This is a genomic window from Mycobacterium sp. NPDC050853, assembly GCF_040653875.1.
Classification (GTDB): domain Bacteria; phylum Actinomycetota; class Actinomycetes; order Mycobacteriales; family Mycobacteriaceae; genus Mycobacterium.
This window is the reverse complement of the sequence record NZ_JBFAGW010000003.1, coordinates 469182-485830: the sequence shown is the minus strand read 5'-3', so window position 1 is coordinate 485830 and position 16649 is coordinate 469182. Positions and strand designations below refer to the sequence as shown.

Here is a 16649-nt window from a genome sequence, read left to right as displayed (position 1 = left end):
CCGACCTCGCTCGGCGTGTCGGCGAGCTACACAGACTTCACAGTGCTATTTGGGGCTAGTTGGAGCTAGCCGGAAGGGCCAATTGCGCCAATGTGGACGGCCCTGCTGCGCTAGTTCACGCAGGGAACGCCGCTACTGCCGCCAACCGGCTTCCCCGAATCAGGCGGCGCATAATCACCGGACGACCCGGAGCTCGACGAGCCCGACATCGAGCTTGCGGTGCCGGTGTCATCGGCACTCATCACATCGGACGGCGCCGAGTAGCCGTCGCCCAACATGACTCGAATTCGCCTAGGCGCCAACGACGGATCCACGCTGGGCGTCGCCTCGATGCCTAGCATCGTGGACATCGCACGGGCGTCGGCCTCCGCGCCGGCACCGTAATCGATGACGGTACTGGTTGATTCACCGCTGAGCGGATCCCGCACCTCGCCCTTGGCGTAACCGCGGCCAGCCAGCGCGGACGAAATCGTTGATGCCAGACCGGGGGTCGTGGTGGCGTTGACAACATCGACGGTGCTGGAGGGCGTCGCCGTAGTGGACCCGGTAGCGGAACCCTCCCCGGTGAACGCCGCGGCCACCTTGGCCCGAATTGCGACCGGGTCGACGATGTTGACGTCCATGCCGTTGATTGAGTCGTATCGCACCACGGGCAACGTCTGGAAGTTCACATTGCCATCGGCGATCTGTCCGATGCGCTGAAACTGCTTCTCGGTCCAGCCTTTCGACAGCACCACATCGTTATGGACGACGTTCATCAAGCCGTTCAGTTTGGTGATGTCCGTGAGGGTTCCCGCGCTGCGCAGCTGCTGCATCACCGACACCAGGAACGCCTGCTGGCGGTGAGTTCGGTCGAGGTCACCGTTTTCGAGACCATGGCGTTGGCGCACGAACGCCAATGCCTGTGAGGCGTTGAGGGTTTGTTCGCCGGCCGAGAAGTTCGCACCCGAATAGCTGTCGTAGACGGCGTTGTTCAGACATACGGTGACCCCGCCGAGCTCAGAGGCCAGGTCATAGAAACCGACCAAATTAACCTCGGCGAAGTAGTCGATGGGCTGGCCGGTGAGCCGGTGCACGGCATTGAGGGTGGCGCGGCGTCCCGCCTCGCGGCTCTGCTGCTCCAGGGTCGCCTGATCAGTGATGCCCTCGTTGACCAGCTTGTCCGCCTCGTTGGCCTTTGTCAGGCCATAGGCTTCCTTGATCTTGATGTGCTTGTAGCCGGGGATGCCCTCAGCCGGGACCCAGTCGTCACGGGGGATCGAGAACGCGGTGACCTTATTGTCGGCGCCGACGTGCACGAGGATCAGGGTGTTGGTGTTGTAGCCGCCCGCATCCGAATCACCGGCGTGCAATTGATTCAGGACCGCCTTCGGCAGGTCGTTTCCGTTTTGGTCCTTACGCGAGTCGAGACCGATCAGCAGCATGTTCATGGAGCCGTCGTTGGACTTGCCGCCCTCGGCCTCTGCCCCTGAGGTGGGCACATGGCTGAACGCCTTGTAGAACACCTGCCAGCCGGCGCCGGTTACCACCAGGCTGCCGCACGCTAACAGGGAGAAAATAGCCCGCCCGGCCGCGACTTTACTGATTGACCAGCGGTTATTCGATTTGGGTAGTGCGTGCTTTGGTCGCCTGCGACCACTGTCGCGGCTCATCGGTTGCCACCCCCGTGTGGCAGCAACATACACACTGAACTACCCATCCCTCCCCCAGAGAAATCTACAATCGGTCTAATTCTCCCATCACCGGCACCGAGATGCCATGTGATGTTTGCCGAGGGGCTCTGACCTGGGGGTTCGACTATCCAGGCTCGCCGATATCGCCGACGTGACCGTGCAAAACGACACGTCCGTCCGCGAGTTTGTAGGTCAGGTACACGATGGCCAATTTCTTGGCACGCACCGCATCGGCGACCACTTGGGAACGCTGCAGCAGCTTGAGGCCGGTCTCCTGCACGTGACGAGCCTCGAACTCGTCGACCCGGGTTAGCCCGTCCTTGCGGCCTCCGAGGATGGACGGGATCACCCGCACCACCAGGTCGCGGATGTACCCGCCCGGCACCTCGCCCGTATCGAGGGCCTTCAGCGTCGCTTCCACCGCTCCGCAGGAGTCGTGCCCGAGGATGGCGATCAGCGGTACCCCAAGGACCGCCACGCCGTACTCAATGGAACCGAGCACGGCGGAGTCGATCACCTGGCCCGCGGTGCGGACGATGAACATATCGCCGAGGCCCTGGTCGAAGATGATTTCGGCGGCGACCCGGCTGTCAGAGCATCCGAACAGCATCACATGGGGGTTCTGACCGTCGGCAAGTTGTGCGCGACGGGCGATGCTCTGACTCGGGTGCTGTGGGTAACCACCGACAAAACGCTGGTTACCCTCTTTGAGTGCCTTCCAGGCGGACTTCGGATCAGATGCCATGCCCGCCATTGTGCCCTGACGAGCTTTTGGGCTGGTTCGACGTCGCTGAACGAGACCTGCCGTGGCGCAGCCCCGACGCGACACCGTGGCACATTCTCGTCAGCGAGGTGATGCTTCAACAGACTCCGGTCGTCCGGGTGGAACCGGTGTGGCGGGAATGGGTCGCGCGCTGGCCGGCTCCGTCAGCCATGGCGAAATCGTCTGTGGCAGAGGTATTACGTGCCTGGGGAAAGCTCGGCTATCCGCGCCGCGCGATGCGGTTACACGAGTGTGCGACGGTGCTGGCCCGCGACTATGGCGACCAGGTACCCGATGATGTGGAGACCCTGCTGACGCTTCCAGGGGTGGGCGCGTACACGGCGCGTGCCATTGCCTGCTTCGGATATGGGCAGCGAGTTCCCGTAGTGGACACCAACGTTCGCCGAGTCATCGCGCGGGTGGTGCACGGTATCGCCGACTCCGCACCATCGGCCCGGGACCTACGGGATGCCGAGGCGCTGCTACCGGTGGAGAACGGCGCACGGTTCTCGGCGGCGCTTATGGAGCTGGGCGCCCTGGTGTGCACTGCCCGCGCGCCGCAGTGCCCGCTATGTCCGCTGAGCTCATGCGCATGGCACGAGTCGGGGCGCCCCGAACTGGATACCCCTGCGCGGCCCGTACAGAAGTACGCTGGTACCGACCGGCAGGTTCGGGGCAAACTCTTGGACGTGTTGCGCGGCAGCAGCATTCCGGTCGAACGGGCACAGCTCGACGTGGTGTGGCTGTCCGATATCGCGCAACGCGACCGCGCGTTGGACTCGCTACTGGTCGACGGATTGGTGGAGCAGACGGCAGACGGCCGGTTCGCCCTGGCGGGCGAGGGCTAACTCGCAGCCGTCGCAAAGATTTTGCGGTAATCGGTGGGCGTGATTCCGACGCCGCGGCGGAAGTGATGACGCAACAGGATCGCCGTGCCGAAACCGCTGCGCGCCGCGACGGTATCGATATCCAGGCCCGTCTCCTCCAGCAGGCGCCGAGCCAGTAGCACCCGCTGATCGATGATCCAGCGCATTGGCGTCACACCGGCCTGATCCGTGAACTTGCGGGCGAAGGTGCGCGTCGACATGTGGACGCGAGCGGCAAGATCCGCCACCGTATACGTCTGGTCGATGTTTTCGATCAGCCAGTCGAACAGTCCGCCAAAGCCATTGGTGTCCACATCGGGTACGGGCTGCGGGATGAATTGACGCTGACCACCCGCACGCTGCGGCGGCACCACCATGCGCCGTGCGATTCGGTTGGTGATATCGCTGCCCAGCTCGCGACGCACCAGATGCAGGCAGGCGTCGATTCCTGCAGCGGTCCCCGCACTCGTGATGAGGTCACCGTCGTCGACGAACAGCACGTCCCGGTCCACTGTCGCGGTCGGATAGCGGCGGGACAGCTCATCGGTGTGCATCCAGTGGGTGGTGCAGCGGCGCCCGTCAAGCAGTCCGGCGGCACCCGCGATGAACACACCCGAGCAGACGGTGAGCACGGTCGCCCCCCGCTCCGATGCGGCCCGCACAGCATCGAGCGCCTCCTGCGGGTAGCCCTCGGTAAACGGCCGCGCCGGAAGCGCGATTAGGTCGGCGTCGGCCAGCCCATCGAGTCCACGCTCCGGGATCAGCGACGCTCCGACCGAGGTGCGCAGTGGTGCGCCGGCCTCGGGCCCGCAGACCCGGAAGTCGAAGTTGGGAACGCCGTCGGCGCTGCGGTCGATACCGAAGACCTCGCAGATGACCCCGAATTCGAAGACGGCTACGCGATCGAGGACCAGGGCCGCCACCGAACGCAACATGGCTGAATATTATCGAAGACCGTCAATTCCGCCACTGTTGGCGCAATATTTATCAGAACACAATTATTGCCATGACCATCCTCGCCGCCACCCTCGTCCTGCTATCCCCCTTTGCCCTGGCGGTCGCGCTGAGCTGGATCGCTCGCCGAAACAAGACCTTCCGAATCCAACTCGACCAGTTCCGGGTCGCCGCACCACTGGGCGGAACCTTCGCCGATGACCGGGATCTACAGCGCCAGCTGCACGAGATGCAAGCCATTCACTCTCGACGCGAGCCGGTCATCTGACTCCGTCCGCGGCAATGAATTCCGTGACCGCCGTCCGATACCTCTCGGGTGCGTCATCGTGAATCAGGTGCCCTGCCCCGTCGACCTTCAGATAGGTTGACTTCCAACCTATCTCGGCCATCTTGCGCATCTGACTCGGCGGGGCCACGGTGTCCGACGCCTCCAGAAGCAGCGATCGGCAACGCACCGCTCGCCACTGCTCCCAGAAGTCGCGGGTTCCCCATTCGGACGCGGTGGCGATCCACTTGTCGATCGGTCCGTGCAACCGCCAGCCGTCCGGGCCACGATCAAATGCTTCCAAAAAGTATTGCCCCGCAACAGGTCCGAATCGACCAAGGATATCCTGCGCAGAGGTGAACACCTCGGGCCAGGAGTGCAGCCAGGGTTCCCAGGGGCCGGTGGTTCCGCCGATGAAGTCGGGGGCCATATCCTCCACCACCAGCCCCGACACCAGCTCAGGATGCTCCGCCGCCAGACACCACGAGTGCAGTCCGCCCATGGAGTGCCCTACGAGCAGCGCCGGAACGCCGAGCTCGCGCACCGCATTCGCCAGTGCTTCTACATAACGTTCTGTCGAAATCGGTTGGGAATCAACGATGTCACGGCCGCGATGCCATGGCGCGTCGTAGGTGTACACCCGTCCCAGCTGCCGCAGCCAGGGCAGCTGCCGCGACCAGGTGCTTCCGCGGCCCATCAGACCGTGAACGAGGACGATGGACGGCGCCCCCGACTCTTCAGACAGCCCTCCCCGGTCGAACAGGCAGTCGCCGTCCATGCTTACCGGTCTTCGCGCAAGCGGCTCATCCATGCCCCTCATCATCGCCCTAATCATCGGCCCCAAATCATGCGGGAGCACGCACGGTAGCCTGAACCCATGTCCGTGGTGAAGATCAACGCAATCGAGATCCCCGAGGGTGCGGGTCCGGAGCTGGAGAAGCGATTCGCTCACCGGGCCGGAGCTGTGGAGAACCAGCCAGGATTCCTGGGTTTTCAGCTGCTACGCCCCATCAAGGGCGAGGACCGCTACTTCGTGGTCACCCAGTGGGAGTCCGAGGAGGCCTTCCAGGCCTGGGCCACCGGTCCGGCAGTCGAAGCACACGCCGGCCAGCAGGCCAAGCCCGTGGCAACCGGTGCTCACCTGCTGGAGTTCGAGGTTGTGCTCGACGTGACCGGGGCCGCCGCCAAGGCGTGAACGGTGGGGCGCTTCGCGCGCGCATGACGCGCGCCGTATCGATGTGCACGGTTGTCGTGGTTGCCTTGTCGGTCGGCAGCACAGTGGGGTGTGGCATCAAGCTGCGTCAGGTGCCGCATGGCGATGTGGATACCAGCACGCCTCCGGGCCTGCGATCACAACAGCTGATCGACATGCTGAACTCGAACTGGCCGATCGGCAAGCAGGGCGTGGCGACCATGGCCGCAGCCAACAAGGTCGACGACTACACCGAGATCATGACCAAGCTGTGGGTCGACCGGCCATACAAGGTCAGCTCGGTGGATCTCGCCGCGAACAGCTCCACCGTCCACCTGATCGCGCCCTACGGCGCCAACGTGGACATCGGGCTGCGGACCAATGGCAAGGGGGATGTCGACAGGCTGGTTCCTTATCAGCAGCCTCCGAACATCGCCCAGTGGTCTGATGTCGACGCCGCTCTGTCGGCATCGGGCGGTCGATACTCCTACCGGGCCTCCAAGATCGTCAACGGACAATGCGAGCAGATCGCCGGAACCAACACCTCCGAATCTATGCCGCTCGCATCGGTTTTCAAGCTTTACGTGCTCTTGGCCACCGGCACCGCCATCAATGCGGGCACTCTCAAATGGGACGACCGACTCACCGTCACCGATCGCGGCAAGGCACTCGGAAGCTCGATGGACAAGCTCGCCACGGGCTCGACGGTCTCAGTGCGCACCGCAGCCCAGAAGATGATCTCGGTGAGCGACAACATGGGCACCGACATGCTGATCAACCGCCTCGGTAGACAGGCGATCGAGAAGGCGCTGGCCGACGGAGGCCATCACGATCCGGGATCGATGACGCCCTTCCCCACGATGCATGAGCTTTTCAACATCGGCTGGGGAGTACCCGACGTCCGACAGCAATGGAAGGACGTCACCACACCTGCGCAGCGCGGTCAGATGCTCGCCGACGCAGATACCCACGACTACAAGCTGGATCCCGACCGGACCACCACACCGGCGTCGAAATACGGCATCGAGTGGTACGGCAGCGCCGAGGACATCTGCCGGGTGCACGCGGCGCTGCAGAAGGTCGCCGTCGGCCCGGCTGCTCCGATCCGTGATCTTCTGTCGGCAGAACCGGGTATCGACCTGCACAGCGAAAACTGGCGCTATATCGGTGCCAAGGGCGGCAACCTACCCGGCGACCTGACATTCAGCTGGTACGCCGAGGACCGCAACCGTCAACCGTATGTGGTCAGCTTCCAACTGAACTGGGATCGCGCGTTCGGCCCCGGTGCAGCCGGTTGGGTCATCGGTCTGGCCAAGGGTGTCTTCAAGAAGCTGGGATGAGCGGGCTCGCGAAGACCATCAAGTCTGGATGAGCGGGCTCGCGAAGACCATCAGTCTCGGCTGACCGGCCCGGGCCCAGATCAGGACCACAGGTCTCCTACCTCTCACGGCGGGATTCCGGCCCCGTCAATTGTCGGATCAGGTCTAGCGCCACAGCCTGTCTGCTGATACTTTCCAGAATTAACAACATACGTTGCCAAACTGCTGGAATACGCAGGACCCTCGAGAAGGGCTGGTTCAATGGCGAAACCTGTGAGCTCGAAAGACATCAAGCACAAGAACGACTACTACTACCGAAAAGGCATGTCCCTACGGCCGATTCCGCCCGCCAAGGACGAATTCAGCTGGGTATGGCGCCACTGCAGGCACCACATGTTCGGTCCCTGGTACGAGGTGGAGGACGAATTCACGCCCACACCACAAAGCCTGCTGTTCGACGACCACATGTGGCAGGGCGACGAGCTGATGGACGCCGTGGTGGATATGTTCGGGCGCCTGGGCTCGAAAGAGGCCCGGCGCCTGTTCGACCAGGCGATCGACCAGGGCATCGAATCGCTCGACAACCCGCCGGAGGAATTGCGGGCGCTACTGGAGGACGCCTACCGGGTGCCGGACTGGTGGGACCCGGCCAAGGCCGAACGCGGACGCAGGCGGATGACCAGCTCCACGCTGCTCACGATCGTGATCGTGGGCACGTTCGCGATTTTTGACACGGTGATGAACGCCGATGTCTCCGCGTCCACAGGGGCCAGTGGACGCTTCCGTGACGAAGGTCCGCAACGTGTTGTGGAGACCGCACGATTCTTCGGCCGGCTTTTCGACCGTGACGCATTCACGCCCGGCGGGGACGGCATGAAGCTCGCACTCCGGGTACGTCTGGTGCATTCGCTGGCGCGCAAGGGATTACGTTCCGCGTGGGGCGAGGAGCAGTACGCCCAGAACGGCAACCCGATATCCAACTCATCGATGCTGGGTTTCCTGGAGGCCGCAAGCCTGGGTGCACTACTCATCGACCATCGGCACGGGCGGCCATGCACCCTCGAAGACCTCGATGACAGCTGGCACCACACACTGCGGTGGGCGCACGTTTTCGGTGTCGCCGAAGAACTCATTCCCCGAACGGGATTGGATGCGATGCACAATCTCGACTACCTGCTCGCGCGATCGGGCAACTCCTCACCCTGGCGCACCGAACTCGTCGAGGTGGGACTTGGCGCCATCAATCGCGCGACATCGGCCGTCCCCGGCGGCGAGACACTCCTGGGGCCGATCCTCACCCGTGTCGGTTCACTGTTTCTCAGCGCAACCGGTTCGGTCATCATGGGCCCCGAGGCCATGGACGAATTCTTCCGCGACACCGGTTATCAATGGGTTGACCATCGCCTAGCGGGACTCGCGCTCAAGGCCGTCGCCATCCCGGTCTCACACGTCGCCGCGATGCGCGACAAGATCCCCGGTATCGGCGTGGTGCGTCGACTGGTCCATGGGGCAGCCATACCGAATCCGGGCAACTACATAAAACTGGCCTTGGACGTCGCGGAGAAACCCTTACGGGTGAAGACGACCTTTGCGATGCACGACGGCAACACCTCGGGACGGAAGTTCACCGCCGCCTAGTCCGATCCCTAGACGGTGACCGCCGCGTCCGTACTGGCCGGCTTGCGCCCGATCACGGTCGCGAACCCGATACCGATCGTCGCCCACATGATCGCCTGCGTGGTGAACGAGTACATCCGGAACAGGTACAAGTCATGCGCCGGGAAGCCCGGGTAGACGATCGTCCCGTTGGCATCTAGCAGCGGTTGTGGTGCCTCGACGAACCCCGGCGTCACCGCCATGACCAGAACCACCAGAACCACGAACACCGCGGCCGCAACCAGCGTGGCCGTCCACGTCTCCCAACGCTCGGTAAGCTTCCTGCCCACCCAGAGCGCCACTGCCAGCGCGATCGCCGCGACGAGGATCATCAACACGAAGTAGCCGGTGCGCTCCTTGATAGTGCCGTCGGCGCTCGCCGCCGGCGGATTGGCCGGGAACTTCAGGAACGGCACGACGTACAGCACCAGGAACAAACCGCCCGCGACCGAGAGCGCCAGCGCACGCGGGCTGAGATTGCCCACCCGACCGATGGCCACCACATAGGTCACCGCGAACAGCGCACCCATCGCGATGCCGAATCCGATGACCCCAAGAGCCAGGCCCGCATTGGCCTGCGCGAACCGGCTGAACAGTTCCGCACCCTCGTGATGAGCGTGGACACCGGCCGCCGCGTCGAGTGCGGCTTGCGCCTCGCCCCTGCCCTCTTCATACGAGATGGCCCTGTTGATAACGGGTTCGACGAATATCCATCCGAAAATGAAGGACAGCAGCCCGCCGACGGCGCCAAAGCCTAAGCCGCGCAGGATTATTGACTTTTCCACTGAGTTATCCGCCTCTTGATCAGTGGCAGGGGAAACCCAGCAGGTGGCGAGCGTCATGCACAAATTCATGGACATGCATATCGCTGCCAAAGATCGACACCGCACCCTGGTCGATGCCGATGAAGTAATAGGCGAGTAGCGCGAGGAACGTGGTCGCGCTCAACCACAGCGCTGCCTGGGGAATCGATACCGCAACCGGACGGCTGGCGGACGTTGTGTGGGCCATGTTGCTCCTTTCGGGATACCGCGTCCCGATTCGTTCTTATCGACGGCAGGGTCTGACTCTCACAGTGGCGCGACCGTCCTGGGATTACACCAGGTTCCCGTCCTGTCGAAGGACGGATTGAGCTTAGTCGACGCAGCTGGGCTGCGCATTCGAGTGATAGTTTTGGCTTCGTATTGGTTTCTCCGGGAGCGCCAGGGGTGCTTCCGGAGATCGCAAGAGGGAATCCGGTGTAAATCCGGAACTGCCCCGCAGCGGTAAGTGGAAACGACAGCGGCATAACAAGCACTGGGCACGCCCGGGAAGCAGCCGCCGGTAGGTGAGGCTTGAGCACAAGCCTTGTGTCCGCGAGTCCGAAGACCTGCCAATGCGGCCGCACCATCCGGTGTGGCCTTCGCCGGCGCCGAGGGATCAGCTGGTGGACGGCGCAGGTATTCGGCGTATCCACCTCCTGGCTCTTCCCGTGACGACGCAGGCGACCCGACGACGCAGGGATGCCGATGCCCGCAGCACAGCAGGGACGATCAGTGGTCCTTGCGGCGGGCGGCGGCTTGGCGGCGCTGGTACTGCTGTCCGTGGCGGCGCTCGTGTTCGGTACAGCCGAAGTGCCCTGGCGCGACTGTCTGCATTTCCTCTGGGTGGGCGGGACCGGCGGCTCTGTTCGAGCCGCCGATGCTGCGAACTACCGGATCGTCGTCGAGTCCAGGCTGCCGCGAGTGATTCTCGCAATCCTCGTCGGCGCGGGGCTCAGCATTGTGGGCGTGGTCGTGCAGGCGATGGTCCGTAACGCCCTGGCAGATCCATACGTTCTCGGCATTTCATCGGGAGCCTCCGTCGGTGCGACCGCAGTAGTGGTCTACGGCGTGCTCGGCGCTTTCGGCGCCTATGCACTATCGCTGTCGGCATCGCTCGGCGCCCTCGCCGCAACAGCGCTGGTCTACCAAATTGCCCGTACTCCACAGGGTTTGGTGCCGCTCAGGCTGGTCCTGGTAGGCACGGCCGTGGGCTACGGCCTGTCCGCGGTGACGACGGTACTGGTGTTCTTGGCGCCGAACGGTGAGGCGGCGCGCAGTGTCATGTTCTGGCTGCTCGGCAGCCTGGGCGCGTCATCCTGGGACAAGGTGCCGGTGGCGCTCGCGGCGACGGTGATCGGGATCGTTTGCGTCACAGGGCTGACCCGCCAGCTCAACGCCCTCGCCATGGGCGACGAGGTGAGCGCATCGCTGGGCCTACCTGCCGGTCGGTTCCGGGTGGCGTTGTTCGTGCTCTCCGCCGCGATGACTGGATGCTATGTATCGATCTGCGGAGCAATCGGATTCGTGGGACTGGTGATTCCTCACGCGGCACGGCTGCTCGTCGGCGCGGACCATCGCCGGGTCTTGATCGTTGCACCCGTGCTGGGCGCATGTTTCCTGGTTGCCGCCGATCTTGTTGCGCGGACCACGATTCCGCCACAGGAGCTTCCGTTGGGCGCGATCACAGCGGCCGTCGGGGTACCGGTCTTCGTCGGATTGATGCGCCGCCGCGCAATGTCGGCAGGGGCGGTGAGCTGATGGAGGTCACTTATCGAGATGTGTCGGTGGATATCGCCGGCGCACGGATCGTCTCGGATATCGATCTTGAGGTCGCGTCGGGCGAATTTGTCGGCATTGTCGGCCCCAATGGCAGCGGCAAGTCGACCACCCTGCGCTGCCTGTACCGGGCGCTTGTTCCGGTATCGGGCGATGTTCAGGTCAACGGAGTATCCGTGCACGCAATCAGCATGCGGGAGAACGCCCGCCAGGTGGCGGCGCTAACCCAGGACATGTCATTGGATTTCGACTTCACCGCCGAGGAAGTGGTCGCCACCGGCCGGCTACCGCACAGCACATCCCTGCGCGGCACCTCCGAGCAGGACCGACGTATCTGTGCGGAGGCCACCGAGACGGCGGATGTGACGGCACTCGCCGGCCGGAGGTTCAGTTCCCTCTCCGGTGGCGAGCGGCAGCGGGTTCTCATCGCCCGCGCCCTGGCACAGCAACCGCGCGTGTTGGTTCTCGACGAGCCGACCAACCATCTGGATGTCCGCCATCAGTACTCGATACTCAGTTCGGCTCGGATCCTGGGTATTACGGTCATCGCCGCACTTCACGACCTCAACCTCGCGGCACAGTACTGCGATGCGATCCACGTAATGGCGGAAGGCCATGTGGTGCTGTCGGGGACACCGCACGAGGTCATCACCACCGAGTCCATCGCCCGCTGGTTCGGCATCGGCTGTCATGTCATCGCGCATCCGCGAAGCGGTGTCCCGCAGATCATCTTCGACCCACACGAGGAGACAGAATGAAGACCCTGGTAAGCATGACGGTCGTGGTGTCGCTGATATCGGCGAGCTGCGCGACCATCGAGACTCAGAATCCCGGAACCGAGCGGGTATCCGTCGATAATTGCGGTGCACCACTTGAGGTTCCGGTTCCCGTAACCCGAGCTGTCAGCAATGACACCGGGGTTACCGAGCTCCTGTTTGCTCTCGGCCTGCAGGACCGAATGGCGGGCTACTTCATCGATGCCGGACAAGACCGCGACGTCAAGACCTCACCGTGGAAGGCGCAGTTCGAATCCACCACGAACCTGGGACAGGGATTCACCCGCGAAGCCGTGCAGGCCGCACGCCCCGATCTCGTATTCGCCGGGTGGAGTTACGGATTCAACGAAACCGCCGGGCTGACCCCGGATTGGGTGCGTTCCATCGGTGCGGTGCCCTACCAGCTCACCGAGGCGTGCCGTCAACCCGGAACCGTCCGGCGAGGCATCAAACCACCGCTCGACGCACTGTACGAGGACCTGACCAATCTGGGGGCCCTCTTCGGGGTTCAGGAACGTGCCCGCGACCTGATCGCCAGGTACCGCAAGACCATCGACGACGTGCACTCACGCATCCCACACGCGCAGCCAACGGCACGCGTATTCCTGTACGACAGCGGCGAGGCCGAGCCGTTCACCTCGGGTAAGAACGCAGCGCCACAACAGATCATCGAGAAGGCCGGCGGCCATAACATCTTCTCCGACCTCGACGACAGCTGGACCACCACTGCGTGGGAGACCGCCGCCCAGCGTGACCCACAGGTGATCATCATCTGCGACTACGGGGTGGGACCGAACAACACCGCCGACGCGAAGATCAACCTTCTCAGGGCGCAACCGCTGATGAGCCACACCCAAGCGGTGCGCGACGGGAACTTCATCGTGCTGCCGTATGCCGCGCTGGTTGAGGGACCGCGCAATCCTGATGCCATCGTCACCCTTGCGAACTACCTGCGCGACAAGGGATTCTGAGCACTGTCAGCACCTGCACATAGGGTGTCGATATGAGCTCCCCCATCTCCCTCGGCCTGATGGTGCCGCCATCCCTTCCACCCGAGCGGCTGCCTGACATCTCGCGCGCGGCCGATGATGCCGGGCTCGACCACCTGTGGGTCTGCGAGGACTGTTTCGCCACCACGTCGATCGCGTACGCCTCCCTGGCCCTCGCCGCGACCGAGCGGATCAGCGTCGGTACCGGTTTCCTCTCGGCGCCGGTGCGCAATGTGGTGACGGCGGCAATGGACTACAGCGTCCTGGCCCGTAGTTTTCCCGGCAGGGTGGTGCCGGGAATCGGGCACGGCTGGCAGCCCCATATGGCACAAATCGGCGCCAAGGTCGGCTCACCCTTGACACTTCTCGAGGAGTACGTGACCGCCCTGCGGGACCTGTTGGCAGGCAAGGAGGTCAGTGCCGCCGGGCGGTATGTGCAGCTGAACCGGGTGCGGCTGGACTGGCCGCCCACCGAGCCACTGCCCATCATGATCGGCGCCAACGGTCCCAAATCACTGCGCCTGGCCGGCTTGTTGGGTGACGGCACATTGCTGACCAGCATGGTGTCGGCCGATACCGTCGCCGCGCACTGCACACAGATCGATCCCGGCCCCGGTCATCGGATCTTCCTCAGTCGCACCATCAGTGTCGGCGCCGGTGCCGCTCAACTCATCGCGACCGATCCCGGCCATTACCCCGGGATATCCTTCGACGCCTCGGCGAGCATCGGTGGGGACGCGGCTGAGGTCGCCGCACAGCTGCTTGCGCTGCGGGACCTCGGTATCACGGACTTTATCGCGTCCCCCACCGGGAACGAGCCCGACCTCATCGGCTACATCCATACGCTCGGCCGGGAAGTCAGGCCGCTGCTACACCCGTGAAACGCCGAACGCCCGGCCACCGCATGATGCGGATGGCCGGGCGTTCGATCAGATCTACTCCGAGGCCGAGGCCGCCAGATCGGCGGCAGGCTCGTCACCGGTGACCAGTGCAGGCTTCGGACGGCTGACAAAGGTGAACTTTGCGTCCTCGCCGGCACTCTCGCCGTCCCAGCCTTCAACGTCGACCGAGATCAGCTCGCCGGGCCCGATCTCGTTGAACAGGATCTTCTCCGAGAGAGTGTCCTCGATCTCCCGCTGGATGGTGCGGCGCAGCGGCCGCGCACCCAGCACCGGATCGAACCCACGCTTGGCCAGCAGGGACTTGGCCTGGTCGGTGAGCTCCATGGCCATGTCCTTGCCCTTGAGCTGCTTGCCGACTCGCGCAATCATCAGATCCACCATCTCGATGATCTGTTCCTTCGTCAGCTGCTCGAAAACGATGATGTCGTCGATGCGGTTGAGGAACTCCGGACGGAAATGCTTCTTGAGCTCGTCGTTGACCTTCTGCTTCATCCGCTCATAGTTCGAGCCGCCGCCGCCCTCGGAGAACCCAAGGCCCACGGCCTTCGAGATATCCGAGGTACCCAGGTTCGAGGTGAAGATCAGCACCGTGTTCTTGAAGTCCACAGTGCGACCCTGGCCATCGGTGAGACGTCCGTCCTCGAGGACCTGCAACAGGGTGTTGTAGATCTCCTGGTGGGCCTTCTCGATCTCGTCGAACAGCACGACGCTGAACGGCTTGCGCCGCACCTTCTCGGTGAGCTGGCCGCCCTCCTCGTAGCCGACGTATCCCGGAGGAGCGCCGAAAAGCCTTGAAGCGGTGAAGCGGTCGTGGAACTCGCCCATGTCGATCTGGATGAGCGCGTCGTCGTCGCCGAACAGGAAGTTGGCCAGCGCCTTGGACAACTCAGTCTTACCGACACCGGATGGGCCGGCGAAGATGAACGAACCCGATGGGCGCCGTGGGTCTTTCAGACCGGCACGGGTGCGGCGGATGGCCTTGGAGACAGCCTTGACGGCCTGCTCCTGGCCGATGATCCGCTTGTGCAGCTCATCCTCCATACGCAGCAGCCGAGTGGTCTCCTCCTCGGTCAGCTTGAAGACCGGGATACCGGTCCAGTTGCCCAGCACCTCAGCGATCTGCTCATCGTCAACCTCGGCAACTACATCCAAGTCCCCTGAGCGCCACTGCTTTTCACGCTCGACACGCTGCGCGACCAGCTGCTTCTCGGAGTCACGCAACCGCGCGGCCTTCTCGAAGTCCTGGGCGTCAATGGCCGATTCCTTCTCCCGGCGCGCGTCGGCGATCTTCTCGTCGAATTCACGCAGGTCTGGCGGAGCGGTCATCCGGCGGATGCGCATGCGCGCACCGGCCTCGTCGATCAGGTCGATCGCCTTGTCCGGCAGGAACCGGTCGTTGATGTACCGGTCGGCCAGAGTCGCCGCGGCCACCAACGCGCCATCGGTGATGGACACCCGGTGGTGCGCCTCGTAACGGTCGCGCAGACCCTTGAGGATCTCGATGGTGTGCTCGACGGTCGGCTCGCCCACCTGCACCGGCTGGAACCGGCGTTCCAGGGCGGCGTCCTTCTCGATGTACTTGCGGTACTCGTCGAGAGTGGTCGCACCGATCGTCTGCAGCTCACCACGAGCCAGCTTGGGCTTGAGGATCGAGGCCGCGTCGATCGCGCCCTCGGCCGCACCCGCGCCGACCAGGGTGTGCAGCTCGTCGATAAACAGGATGATGTCGCCCCGGGTGTTGATCTCCTTGAGCACCTTCTTGAGGCGTTCTTCGAAGTCACCGCGGTAGCGGCTGCCGGCCACCAGGGACCCCAGGTCCAGGGTGTACAGCTGCTTGTTCTTCAGGGTTTCGGGCACCTCGCCATGCACGATGGCCTGTGCCAGACCCTCGACGACGGCAGTCTTACCGACACCGGGCTCGCCGATCAGCACCGGATTGTTCTTGGTGCGACGGCTCAGCACCTGCATGACCCGCTCGATTTCCTTCTCGCGGCCGATGACGGGGTCGAGCTTGCCCTCCAGGGCGGCGGCAGTCAGGTTACGGCCGAACTGGTCAAGTACCAGCGAGGTCGACGGGGTACCGGCCTCGCCACCGCGGCCACCGGTACCGGATTCGGCGGTCTCCTTGCCCTGGTAGCCGCTCAGCAGCTGAATAACTTGTTGGCGCACCCGGGTCAGCTCAGCTCCCAGCTTGACCAGCACCTGAGCCGCGACACCCTCACCCTCACGAATGAGGCCCAGCAGGATGTGCTCGGTGCCGATGTAATTGTGGCCGAGTTGCAGCGCCTCGCGCAGGCTCAGCTCCAGCACCTTCTTGGCGCGGGGAGTGAAAGGAATGTGCCCGGACGGCGCCTGCTGCCCCTGGCCGATGATCTCCTCGACCTGGCTGCGCACCCCCTCCAGGGAAATGCCCAGCGACTCCAGCGACTTGGCGGCGACGCCCTCACCCTCGTGGATCAAGCCCAGCAGGATGTGCTCGGTGCCGATGTAGTTGTGATTAAGCATGCGGGCCTCTTCTTGGGCCAGCACAACCACCCGCCGCGCGCGGTCAGTGAATCTCTCGAACATCGGTCTCCCTCGCTTCCTCGTCCGGTCTTCGCGCAAGCGGCTCATCCTGCCGCTCGGGGTTCCCCCCAAACGGCTCATCCCCGCTGGCACTAGGACCTAATTGCCACTCTAGTGGTCGGCCGTGGTCGGTGCGGAGTTCGCATACCT

General features: G+C 63.9%; 16 protein-coding genes and 2 riboswitches. Of the genes, 9 read left to right on the top strand and 7 right to left on the bottom strand.

The genetic code is table 11. The features are described from left to right. Positions 1 to 110: 110 nt before the first annotated feature. The gene (locus AB0H22_RS14300; protein WP_358146999.1) at positions 111 to 1652 is read right to left on the bottom strand and encodes an LCP family protein; all 1542 of its coding nucleotides are present in this window, start codon (positions 1650 to 1652) and stop codon (positions 111 to 113) included. A 145-nt stretch (positions 1653 to 1797) separates the two neighbouring features. Beyond that, a complete protein-coding gene (locus tag AB0H22_RS14295) occupies positions 1798 to 2418 on the bottom strand; it encodes a carbonic anhydrase (protein ID WP_180750775.1) in 621 nt (206 codons plus the stop codon). Here AB0H22_RS14295 and AB0H22_RS14290 point away from each other — a divergent pair. Continuing rightward, a complete protein-coding gene (locus AB0H22_RS14290) occupies positions 2412 to 3284 on the top strand; it encodes an A/G-specific adenine glycosylase (RefSeq protein WP_358147056.1) in 873 nt (290 codons plus the stop codon). The genes AB0H22_RS14295 and AB0H22_RS14290 overlap by 7 nt on opposite strands. On the opposite strand, the gene AB0H22_RS14285 is transcribed toward AB0H22_RS14290, so the two are convergent. Continuing rightward, a complete protein-coding gene (locus AB0H22_RS14285; RefSeq protein WP_180750774.1) occupies positions 3281 to 4237 on the bottom strand; it encodes a helix-turn-helix domain-containing protein in 957 nt (318 codons plus the stop codon). The genes AB0H22_RS14290 and AB0H22_RS14285 overlap by 4 nt on opposite strands. Before the next feature lie 71 nt (positions 4238 to 4308). Between AB0H22_RS14285 and AB0H22_RS14280 the strand changes: the two genes are divergently transcribed. Then, the gene (locus AB0H22_RS14280) at positions 4309 to 4524 is read left to right on the top strand and encodes a hypothetical protein (RefSeq protein ID WP_358146997.1); all 216 of its coding nucleotides are present in this window, start codon (positions 4309 to 4311) and stop codon (positions 4522 to 4524) included. Here AB0H22_RS14280 and AB0H22_RS14275 read toward each other — a convergent pair. Then, the gene (locus tag AB0H22_RS14275) at positions 4517 to 5299 is read right to left on the bottom strand and encodes an alpha/beta hydrolase (protein ID WP_180750868.1); all 783 of its coding nucleotides are present in this window, start codon (positions 5297 to 5299) and stop codon (positions 4517 to 4519) included. The two genes, AB0H22_RS14280 and AB0H22_RS14275, sit on opposite strands and share 8 nt — an antisense overlap. A gap of 99 nt (positions 5300 to 5398) precedes the next feature. On the opposite strand from AB0H22_RS14275, the gene mhuD reads away from it, so the two are divergent. The 3 genes from mhuD to AB0H22_RS14260 all read left to right on the top strand — a co-directional run bounded on the left by mhuD (position 5399) and on the right by AB0H22_RS14260 (position 8670). Beyond that, a complete protein-coding gene (gene mhuD / locus AB0H22_RS14270) occupies positions 5399 to 5716 on the top strand; it encodes a mycobilin-forming heme oxygenase MhuD (RefSeq protein WP_180750772.1) in 318 nt (105 codons plus the stop codon). Between the two features lie 41 nt (positions 5717 to 5757). Then, positions 5758 to 7053: a serine hydrolase gene (locus tag AB0H22_RS14265; RefSeq protein WP_358147055.1), complete on the top strand. Its 1296-nt coding sequence runs from the start codon at positions 5758 to 5760 to the stop codon at positions 7051 to 7053. A gap of 240 nt (positions 7054 to 7293) precedes the next feature. Next, on the top strand, positions 7294 to 8670 hold the full coding sequence (locus AB0H22_RS14260; protein ID WP_358146996.1) for an oxygenase MpaB family protein: 1377 nt from the start codon (positions 7294 to 7296) through the stop codon (positions 8668 to 8670). Between the two features lie 8 nt (positions 8671 to 8678). Here AB0H22_RS14260 and AB0H22_RS14255 read toward each other — a convergent pair whose 3' ends face one another. Together AB0H22_RS14255 and AB0H22_RS14250 are read right to left on the bottom strand one after the other, a co-directional pair. Next, on the bottom strand, positions 8679 to 9473 hold the full coding sequence (locus tag AB0H22_RS14255) for a CbtA family protein (RefSeq protein WP_358146994.1): 795 nt from the start codon (positions 9471 to 9473) through the stop codon (positions 8679 to 8681). A 19-nt stretch (positions 9474 to 9492) separates the two neighbouring features. Further along, on the bottom strand, positions 9493 to 9699 hold the full coding sequence (locus AB0H22_RS14250; RefSeq protein WP_180750770.1) for a CbtB-domain containing protein: 207 nt from the start codon (positions 9697 to 9699) through the stop codon (positions 9493 to 9495). Between the two features lie 27 nt (positions 9700 to 9726). After that, positions 9727 to 9851: riboswitch (cobalamin riboswitch) on the bottom strand. A 5-nt stretch (positions 9852 to 9856) separates the two neighbouring features. Further along, positions 9857 to 10080: riboswitch (cobalamin riboswitch) on the top strand. Positions 10081 to 10190: 110 nt separating this feature from the next. Here AB0H22_RS14250 and AB0H22_RS14245 point away from each other — a divergent pair. The 4 genes from AB0H22_RS14245 to AB0H22_RS14230 are packed head-to-tail and all read left to right on the top strand — an operon-like array spanning position 10191 to position 13913. After that, positions 10191 to 11249 (top strand): iron ABC transporter permease, encoded by a 1059-nt coding sequence (locus AB0H22_RS14245; protein WP_180750769.1) that lies wholly within the window; start codon positions 10191 to 10193, stop codon positions 11247 to 11249. Continuing rightward, the gene (locus AB0H22_RS14240) at positions 11249 to 12025 is read left to right on the top strand and encodes an ABC transporter ATP-binding protein (RefSeq protein ID WP_358146993.1); all 777 of its coding nucleotides are present in this window, start codon (positions 11249 to 11251) and stop codon (positions 12023 to 12025) included. The genes AB0H22_RS14245 and AB0H22_RS14240 overlap by 1 nt, the downstream gene beginning before the upstream one ends. Next, complete coding sequence (locus AB0H22_RS14235; protein WP_180750767.1) at positions 12022 to 13014, top strand: ABC transporter substrate-binding protein; 993 nt, start codon at positions 12022 to 12024, stop codon at positions 13012 to 13014. Before AB0H22_RS14240 ends, AB0H22_RS14235 begins: the two co-directional genes overlap by 4 nt. Positions 13015 to 13046: 32 nt before the next feature. Beyond that, positions 13047 to 13913, top strand: coding sequence for an LLM class flavin-dependent oxidoreductase (locus AB0H22_RS14230; protein ID WP_180750766.1), 867 nt, complete (start codon positions 13047 to 13049; stop codon positions 13911 to 13913). 54 nt (positions 13914 to 13967) lie between these two features. Here AB0H22_RS14230 and AB0H22_RS14225 read toward each other — a convergent pair whose 3' ends face one another. Next, complete coding sequence (locus AB0H22_RS14225; RefSeq protein WP_180750765.1) at positions 13968 to 16502, bottom strand: ATP-dependent Clp protease ATP-binding subunit; 2535 nt, start codon at positions 16500 to 16502, stop codon at positions 13968 to 13970. Positions 16503 to 16649 lie beyond the last annotated feature (147 nt).